Origin of the sequence: Microseira sp. BLCC-F43, from assembly GCF_041929235.1 — a bacterium.
In the GTDB taxonomy this organism is placed as follows: Bacteria; Cyanobacteriota; Cyanobacteriia; order Cyanobacteriales; family Aerosakkonemataceae; genus Microseira.
On sequence record NZ_JBHFNP010000326.1, the window covers coordinates 1 to 7057 of the forward strand.

The 7057-nt window shown below is 43.9% G+C and carries 6 protein-coding genes and 23 tRNA genes; 2 read left to right on the top strand and 27 right to left on the bottom strand.

Annotation, left to right across the window (positions count from 1 at the left end):
* Positions 1-534 (top strand): zinc ribbon domain-containing protein (locus tag ACE1CM_RS43860; protein WP_374885727.1); only part of this gene is annotated, 534 nt, incomplete at its 5' end.
* A 61-nt stretch (positions 535-595) separates the two neighbouring features.
* Here ACE1CM_RS43860 and ACE1CM_RS43865 read toward each other — a convergent pair.
* The 5 genes from ACE1CM_RS43865 to ACE1CM_RS43885 all read right to left on the bottom strand — a co-directional run bounded on the left by ACE1CM_RS43865 (position 596) and on the right by ACE1CM_RS43885 (position 1934).
* Positions 596-666: transfer RNA gene (locus ACE1CM_RS43865), tRNA-Gly, on the bottom strand.
* 332 nt (positions 667-998) lie between these two features.
* On the bottom strand, positions 999-1628 hold the full coding sequence (locus ACE1CM_RS43870; protein ID WP_374885728.1) for a hypothetical protein: 630 nt from the start codon (positions 1626-1628) through the stop codon (positions 999-1001).
* Between the two features lie 49 nt (positions 1629-1677).
* Positions 1678-1749, bottom strand: a tRNA-Tyr gene (locus ACE1CM_RS43875).
* Positions 1750-1761: 12 nt separating this feature from the next.
* Positions 1762-1857: transfer RNA gene (locus tag ACE1CM_RS43880), tRNA-Lys, on the bottom strand.
* A 4-nt stretch (positions 1858-1861) separates the two neighbouring features.
* Positions 1862-1934, bottom strand: a tRNA-Thr gene (locus ACE1CM_RS43885).
* A gap of 108 nt (positions 1935-2042) precedes the next feature.
* Between ACE1CM_RS43885 and ACE1CM_RS43890 the strand changes: the two genes are divergently transcribed.
* Positions 2043-2648, top strand: a complete 606-nt coding sequence (locus tag ACE1CM_RS43890; protein ID WP_374885730.1) for a macro domain-containing protein — start codon at positions 2043-2045, stop codon at positions 2646-2648.
* A 143-nt stretch (positions 2649-2791) separates the two neighbouring features.
* On the opposite strand, the gene ACE1CM_RS43895 is transcribed toward ACE1CM_RS43890, so the two are convergent.
* The 22 genes from ACE1CM_RS43895 to ACE1CM_RS44000 all read right to left on the bottom strand — a co-directional run bounded on the left by ACE1CM_RS43895 (position 2792) and on the right by ACE1CM_RS44000 (position 6836).
* Positions 2792-2863 (bottom strand) — tRNA-Thr (locus ACE1CM_RS43895).
* Between the two features lie 94 nt (positions 2864-2957).
* Positions 2958-3032, bottom strand: a tRNA-Leu gene (locus ACE1CM_RS43900).
* 21 nt (positions 3033-3053) lie between these two features.
* Positions 3054-3332 carry an HNH endonuclease gene (locus ACE1CM_RS43905; RefSeq protein WP_374885731.1) on the bottom strand — a complete coding sequence of 93 codons (279 nt, stop codon included), beginning with the start codon at positions 3330-3332 and terminating at the stop codon, positions 3054-3056.
* A 54-nt stretch (positions 3333-3386) separates the two neighbouring features.
* Positions 3387-3464 (bottom strand) — tRNA-Pro (locus ACE1CM_RS43910).
* Positions 3465-3491: 27 nt separating this feature from the next.
* Positions 3492-3563: transfer RNA gene (locus ACE1CM_RS43915), tRNA-Lys, on the bottom strand.
* A gap of 8 nt (positions 3564-3571) precedes the next feature.
* Positions 3572-3643 (bottom strand) — tRNA-Lys (locus ACE1CM_RS43920).
* 72 nt (positions 3644-3715) lie between these two features.
* On the bottom strand, positions 3716-4618 hold the full coding sequence (locus ACE1CM_RS43925) for a hypothetical protein (protein WP_374885733.1): 903 nt from the start codon (positions 4616-4618) through the stop codon (positions 3716-3718).
* A gap of 79 nt (positions 4619-4697) precedes the next feature.
* Positions 4698-4771: transfer RNA gene (locus tag ACE1CM_RS43930), tRNA-Leu, on the bottom strand.
* A gap of 3 nt (positions 4772-4774) precedes the next feature.
* A tRNA-Pro gene (locus tag ACE1CM_RS43935) sits at positions 4775-4847 on the bottom strand.
* 4 nt (positions 4848-4851) lie between these two features.
* Positions 4852-4932, bottom strand: a tRNA-Leu gene (locus ACE1CM_RS43940).
* Between the two features lie 12 nt (positions 4933-4944).
* Positions 4945-5017 (bottom strand) — tRNA-Gln (locus tag ACE1CM_RS43945).
* A 5-nt stretch (positions 5018-5022) separates the two neighbouring features.
* Positions 5023-5099 (bottom strand) — tRNA-Gln (locus tag ACE1CM_RS43950).
* A 4-nt stretch (positions 5100-5103) separates the two neighbouring features.
* A tRNA-Asn gene (locus tag ACE1CM_RS43955) sits at positions 5104-5175 on the bottom strand.
* 7 nt (positions 5176-5182) lie between these two features.
* Positions 5183-5256 (bottom strand) — tRNA-Phe (locus ACE1CM_RS43960).
* A gap of 4 nt (positions 5257-5260) precedes the next feature.
* A tRNA-Arg gene (locus ACE1CM_RS43965) sits at positions 5261-5335 on the bottom strand.
* Positions 5321-6067 (bottom strand): hypothetical protein, encoded by a 747-nt coding sequence (locus tag ACE1CM_RS43970; RefSeq protein ID WP_374885735.1) that lies wholly within the window; start codon positions 6065-6067, stop codon positions 5321-5323. Before ACE1CM_RS43970 ends, ACE1CM_RS43965 begins: the two co-directional genes overlap by 15 nt.
* A 28-nt stretch (positions 6068-6095) precedes the next feature.
* Positions 6096-6183, bottom strand: a tRNA-Ser gene (locus ACE1CM_RS43975).
* Positions 6184-6197: 14 nt separating this feature from the next.
* A tRNA-Tyr gene (locus ACE1CM_RS43980) sits at positions 6198-6280 on the bottom strand.
* A gap of 110 nt (positions 6281-6390) precedes the next feature.
* A tRNA-Glu gene (locus tag ACE1CM_RS43985) sits at positions 6391-6462 on the bottom strand.
* A gap of 141 nt (positions 6463-6603) precedes the next feature.
* A tRNA-Trp gene (locus tag ACE1CM_RS43990) sits at positions 6604-6674 on the bottom strand.
* A gap of 3 nt (positions 6675-6677) precedes the next feature.
* Positions 6678-6752, bottom strand: a tRNA-Ile gene (locus tag ACE1CM_RS43995).
* A 7-nt stretch (positions 6753-6759) separates the two neighbouring features.
* Positions 6760-6836 (bottom strand) — tRNA-Cys (locus ACE1CM_RS44000).
* Between the last annotated feature and the right edge of the window lie 221 nt (positions 6837-7057).

Sequence of the window (7057 nt, forward strand, 5' to 3'; positions counted from 1 at the left end):
AAGTTCCGCGCTCTAAAGAAGTGGGACAAAAAAGAACTCCGATGGATGGATGCCGTCAATCACACCATTAGCAGAAGGATTGTCAGATTTGCTGAATATCTCAATGCTGATGTGGTGATTGAAGATTTAGAATCTTGCCGCAATTCCATGAAGCAGAGCAAAAAGAATCGCTCTGATAGTGGAGAGTCTAGGCATTCTTGGGCGTACTATTCTTTAGAGCAAAAGCTTAATTACAAGTTAGCTTTGAAAGGTTTAAAACTAATTAAACGTCCGGCTCCATACACCAGTAAATCTTGTTCAACTTGCGGAACTATTGGCGAGAGAAAGGGACATCATTTTAACTGCCCTAACGGTCACTACCACAATGCGGATTTAAACGCCGCTAGGAACCTTTCCAAGTGGGATGGTTTCTCTTGTCAACTAGACCTAAAGAGGGATGCTGCTTTAATGGTTTCATCTGGTTTAGTTGATGGGTTGCTTGGCACAACCCCTAACTTGATGAAAGATATTCCCTCTAGCAGGGAATGTCTGTAGATGCAAGAATCCGCGTCGATTTATCGCGCGGAGTGTCAAATCACACCCGCATAATTGAAAAAGCGGATAACGAGGATCGAACTCGTGCCAAGAGTTTGGAAGACTCACATGCTGCCGCTACACCATATCCGCATGTTTAAAGTTTAGGAATTCATGTTTTTAAACCCAAAAAATTCTTAAATCTGCAATCTTAAATCTCAAATCTGAAATTATAGAATGCTGACCGCTCAGCCAGGTGGAAACCTCAAGGTTTTATGGAACCTATAACCATAACCCCTGGATTTGATCGAGCTTTATGGTTTATGGTTTGAGCTTTGACTTTCTAATCTTTAACGACTGAAGTTTGAGCGTTAAGCGTTGAGCTTTAAGCTTTAACCAATGTACGAGATGGCTTTCTACTTGAATTGTAGATCCATCTCAAAAACCATAAATTTAGAGATTTTCGAGCGACCAGCAATTCTATTTTAGTCTGGAACGTCTACCATTGTGCGAGCGTTGCCGATCGAGAGGACGCGATCGCATGTTGACTCGAACTCTTCCACAAACGTTAGCCGTCTGGCAATTTCTTCCGCCAAATTGAGCGGATCGAGCAATTCCACCCCTTCCCGTGCCAGGAAGCTATCAGCTAATGACTGGTACTTCTCGGAAGAAGCATTTTTACCCAACACTTCGAGCGCTAGCTTATCTAATCGCTCTTTCACTTTCGCCTGAGCGATTTTGTACTCGTTGCAGGTGCGCGAGTAAGCTACTGTCATCGTCGCCATCACGTTTTTGTAATACAAAATGAAATTCTTCATTTCAATTGCTTCGGCGACGGTCATTTCTTCCCCAGCAATAGTAACTCTAGTCGAAGCATTAGAAAGCACAATCGCGCGCTTAATTGCTCGTCTTCTAGCAATCAAGTCATTCACCCGTTGCAAAGCTGCTCTAGCAGATGTTGCGTGTTCGTCTCGCGACTTGTAACCTGTTGGCACTTTACCAACTTCAACAACTGCGATTAATGTATTGTTATCAAGCGCGACTCTGGCTGCATCAATGCGTTTTTCTAACAGCTTCAATTCCGCCAGCGCATCCGTAACTGTCATGGTTGTCATATCGCACTCCTGCTTAAAAATAAAGATTTAAACCTCTAATATAACTACAAGCAGATGGCGAGATTTGAACTCGCAAGAAAGCTTTACAAGATCCTCATGTTGCCAATTACATCACACCTGCATAGGGGAATGATGGGAATGACAGGACTCGTAGGCGTTAGCCTTCCCGAAGGGTACCTGCAACCAATCGGTTAAAAGCCGATTGCTCTCGCCATTGAGCTACATTCCCGTTAAGCAGACGGCGGGATTTGAACCCACATCCAGAACATACCAAATTCTGATGCTAGCCACTTACACCACATCTGCGTATTGACTAATTTATAGAAAGTGCGATCGCTACTCCATCTCAAGTAAATTGACACTCGCTTTAGCTAGCCACTAAAATAGTGTTCTAAGTGGAGGTAATTTCAAAACTTGAAGCTGATACTCGTAGCTCCTAGTTCCCAACTGTTTGCAGCTTTCCAACGACATTTTAGCTATTTACCCAACATTGAAATAGTCAATAACTATTTCGAGTGGTTGCCAGCATTTGACTGTTTAGTTAGTCCTGCCAATTCATTTGGCATGATGGATGGTGGCATGGATGCAGCAATAATTAGATTCTTTGGTGACTCTCTGATGACAAAAGTTCAGCAGCACATCTTAGATGAATTCCTCGGCGAACAGCCTGTCGGAACATCTTTCATTGTGGAAACAGGTCATCCAAAGCATCCTTTTCTAGCTCACACACCCACCATGCGAGTCCCCATGTCTATTGCTGGCACCGACATTCCATACATAGCAATGTGGGCAATGCTGCTTGCAGTTCGACGACACAATCAACATGCCGAACGAAAAATTAATAGCATTGCCTGTCCTGGGTTAGGTACGGGAATAGGGCGAGTTCCCTATAATGAAGCTGCCAGACAAATGGCAATAGCCTATGACAACTTCTTGCATCCACCCAAGTTTCTGAATTGCATAGTTGCCGCTGACAGACAACTGCAAATTTGGGAGGGAGGAAATAGCAGCTTTAATTAATACCAAATCCTGGCTCCAAACCCCCTTTATTCTACAGCCCGCTACGCCTTGCTTTGTTTGTGTAGCCGCGACTTTAGTCGTTTGGCATCAAGGGGGTAGTTAACCCGGATTTGATATAAGATGCGATCGCTCACACACTCCCAAGCAGGCGGCGAGATTTGAACTCGCAAAAAGGCATTACGAAAGCCTCATGTTGCCAGTTACATCACGCCTGCAATTTTGGTGGCGGGGGCAGGAATTGAACCTGCTAAAAGAGGCTTATGAGACCTCCAAGCCTACCGTGGCTACTTCACCCGCAACGTCACCAAATGCCCTTGACTGGGATCGAACCAGCAACCTCTTCGTTCTAAGCGAAGCGCCTGCTTCCAATTGGGCTACAAGGGCTAAACTTTATCTAAAATTTCTCTACTTTTGGCGATGAACCGACACTCGCTTACCAGGATTTTGCTTCCTAACCCAAGATAGAAATTTCTGCATTTGTGGCTCGTCCTTAAGTTTTTCAACGGTGTTTAATTCTTGAGCCAGCCGTTTGTTGTCAAATAGAACGTGAATTTGTCGATGGCAAGCTGAACAAATATCAATTGTCGGGCCAGGTTCTAACTTTTTGCGTTTGGTATTTTGTCTGGGAACTAGATGATGAACTGTTAAATTTTCCATCTCTCTTTCACAGAGTTCGCATTGCATAGTTAGTTTGATAAATACTCCTTTTTTTATTATGACAAATCAAGACAGAAACAATCCGAGTGACTGGATTTGAACCAGCGACATAAAAGTCCCCTAGACAGACGCGCAAGGGCCAAACGGCGCCACACCCGGATAGTTAATGCCCCTGGCAGAATTTGATGGGCGCTACAGAAGTTGAACCTGTGTCAGCCTGATTAAGAGTCAGGAGCATAACCGTTCTGCCAAACGCCCATAATTGATGGGTCGCCCAGGGGTTGAACCTGGATAAGTCTGCTTAAAAGGCAGCTGCATATCCGCTCTGCCAACGACCCAAGTTAGTATAATACTCCCGATAGGGGTCGAACCTGTAACAAGAAACTCAGCGCTCAACTGAGTGCGTCTACCTATTCCGCCACGGGAGCTTTAATCGACTGTTGTTTAGCCCAGTAACCTCTTGGAGGTTTCTCAATACCGTAAGCTTTACACCATTTTTCTATCGCTTTATCGCTGACACCAAAATCTTTGGCTATTTGAGAAGTTGGTTTGCTCCAAATCAGCTCTTGGAGTTCTTCTTTAGATGGTCTTACCACTCTCCTGGATGCTAACCTGTAGCATTTTCGAGAACAGTAAGTATCGCAACCTGGACTATCCAGCAATTTGCCACAATACGAGCAAGTTCTCTGTTCAAATTGGCAACTGTAACTGCCATCTCCATTGTTTACTAAATGTCTAAGTGCAAGTGGTATTTTATGCCAGCGAGCATAACTTTCTGCACTATCAAATACCAGGACGCTGATGAACCGATTGTTAGCTTCGCTCTCATCAAGAGATTGTGTCACCTCTTTCGACTTCAACTTCTGCTTCAAAATTTTGTGAGCCTTGCCCGCATGGTTATCCGTCAACGCATGACAGTTTGGACACAATATCTGAAGATTTTCTAATCTATTATCATGGCGTTCGCCATTGATATGATGAAGTTCTAAAGGAATAGTGCCACTCAACCAATTAGTAGCATGACAAGACTCACATTCTGCAATTTTGATGCCATCTCTAATCAGCTTCAGCCTCAAGTGATGTGGATTAATATAAGACCCTTTGTAAAGATAATCACTTGCAGGCTTGTGTTGACCAGTTTTGTGTGCGCGTCCACCTTGATTGCCTTTGTAGACGATGTTCATTTTAGCGAGATACGATTCTAAGGTCATAGGTCTACAGTGCAGTTGGCTGCAAATAAATGCCTTAGAACGGTGTTCGCTAATCCACTGCCTGATTTGAGCTTCTTTGTTTAAAATGTCATTTCTTTTCATTCCTCCATTTTATCATACACGCTAAAAAATTTTATCTAATGTCTGTCGCTTAGCGAAAGCATTACAAACAAAGATTCACTACCCCTGACAGGACTCGAACCTGCAAAACACCCGACCTGAACGGGCGACGGTTTCCAGTTACGTCACAGGGGTATATCGGGATGACAGGACTCGAACCTGCGACTCCATGCTCCCAAAGCATGGCTTCTCGCCGCTGAATTACATCCCGTTTATGCTCCTGGAGGGAATCGAACCCACACAAAATAACAACCGCTTTTAAGGCGGCGGCCTCATTCCAATTGGGCTACAGGAGCAAAAATAATTAACTGCCCCGCCAGGGTTTGAACCTGGAATCTCCTGAGTCAAATTCAGGGATGTTGCCAGTTACACCACAGGGCAATAAATGGCTGCCGGGGCAGGGCTTGAACCTGCAATTTCATGGGTCAGAACCATGGGACTTTGCCTATTCGTCTACCCGGCAATGACTGCCTCAGTAGGACTTGAACCTACAACCCCCGCGTTAACAGCGCGTCGCTCTGCCATTGAGCTATGAGGCAATAACAGCCCCCCAGGTCAGTATTGAACTGACGACCTCTTGATTTTCAGTCAAGCGCTACTACCAACTGAGCTACCGGGGGAAAACGAGAGCGGAGGGATTTGAACCCCCAAGTCTTCAGCTTCGCAAGCTGAGATGTTATCCGCTTACACCACGCTCTCAGGTGGAGAGGAACAGATTTCTCCTCTTGATTCATAAGTTTTTAGCAATTTATCAATTAGCTTAATATCTGCTTGTCGCCAAATTATTAGAGGATGATTAAATTGACTCCACTTACAAATATCTAACTTGGTTTCATAACCTTTTATCTCCAAATATTTTTGCCAATCTTCAACATAAAAATCTGGTGTATAGTAGGAGAATTTATCTTCTAAATTAATATATGGAAACCGTTTTGTATTCCTTTGCCATCTGACTCCTATCAAATCAAGATATTTGGCTGCTAATAGCTCCCAACTGCCATCTAAAAAAACAATTCCGGCTATTGTGCTGCAATACTCTATCTTTTTACAGCGTCCAGCTTTCGGCATCCAACCTTTATCATATCGAGCTTGGATATTAGATCTGGCTTTATCAGCGTGTTTGGTTCTCGATTCAGCACTATAAGATTCCCACTGTTCTTTTTTATCAGGCCCGTTCCTAAGCTTGCTACGAATTTGTGCGGAGCGTTCGATTCCAAAAATTTCATCGTATGTCTTTCCTTTATTATAAGGAATTATCCCAGTTGCTCCTCTGGGATGTTCTTTTCCTTCCCAGAGATGTTTGCCTTTTTTTATTTGCGAATCCCTAGCTCTTTTAGCTGAGCATTTGTTGACTGTTGATGAGCAGCAAAACTTCCCATTTTTGAATTGATGGGTAGCTTCTTGACCACAACCAAAATTGCACAAAGGCATTTTAAATATTCTCCTATGAGGTCAAAAACAGAGAGAGTGGGATTTGAACCCACGTAGGCTATAATAACCTTCCTGATTAGCAGTCAGGCCCGTTTAACCAACTCCGGCATCTCTCTAAGATTTTAAAGCATGGGTCGGGCAGGATTCGCACCTGCAACGCGATAACGCGGCTGTTTTACAGACAGTTGCCCACTCTCATAGGCGAGCCAACCCAAGTTATATCATTTTGGATTGTATATTTCAGATTTTAGATTGATGAAATGCTCGCGATTGAGTTATTTCATTACTTAAAATCTTGCTTTCTTTACCCAAAATGGCCTTCATTCCCCCGACGAGAGTCGAACTCGCAATTTCTGCTTTGAAAGAACAGCGACTTAACCATTCGTCCACGGGGGCATATATCTACTGCGTGCAAGTTTGAAAAGCTGTTTTTTTATAACAGCCTCCATGTTGGCGGAGGCTGTAGGAGTCGAACCTATCAGTTTTTCAACCGATTAACCGTTTGTAAGCTTCTCTTGTTAGGACACGCAGTAGAACGCAGAGACTAGGATTTGAACCCAGACAAAAGGCTTTGGAGACCCCTATGCTGCCGTTACATCATCTCTGCATTTGGTCGCAGCGGCGAGACTTGAACTCGCATATACCCGGTTATGAGCCGGGGACTTTACCATTAAGTTACGCTGCAATTCCAGAGGTCAGAGTGGGATTTGAACCCACGATAAATATCAGTTTTGCAGACTGACGCCTTCAACCACTTGGCTACCTGACCATTTATTTAATAGACCTCTGCAAAAACTACCCTCAAAGGCGGGCGAGACGCCCACCCCACAAGAATTATTGGACAAGTCTAATAGACTTCTCCAACAAAGAAACTCTCCCGCGAGCGCTCCCATATTATAATGGAATTTTGCCCTGACATGAGCCAACTTCGGGAATATATAGAAAAACATCCCTCAGAGACCCAAAGATTATTGGGGCTTGACTATGAGC

Excerpts from the sequence above, each read along its gene's own strand:
- ACE1CM_RS43870 (WP_374885728.1), bottom strand. The coding sequence starts at position 1,628 with ATGACAACCATGACAGTTACGGATGCGCTGGCGGAATTGAAGCTGTTA.
- ACE1CM_RS43905 (WP_374885731.1), bottom strand. The coding sequence starts at position 3,332 with ATGCAATGCGAACTCTGTGAAAGAGAGATGGAAAATTTAACAGTTCAT.
- ACE1CM_RS43925 (WP_374885733.1), bottom strand. The coding sequence starts at position 4,618 with ATGAAAAGAAATGACATTTTAAACAAAGAAGCTCAAATCAGGCAGTGG.
- ACE1CM_RS43970 (WP_374885735.1), bottom strand. The coding sequence starts at position 6,067 with ATGCCTTTGTGCAATTTTGGTTGTGGTCAAGAAGCTACCCATCAATTC.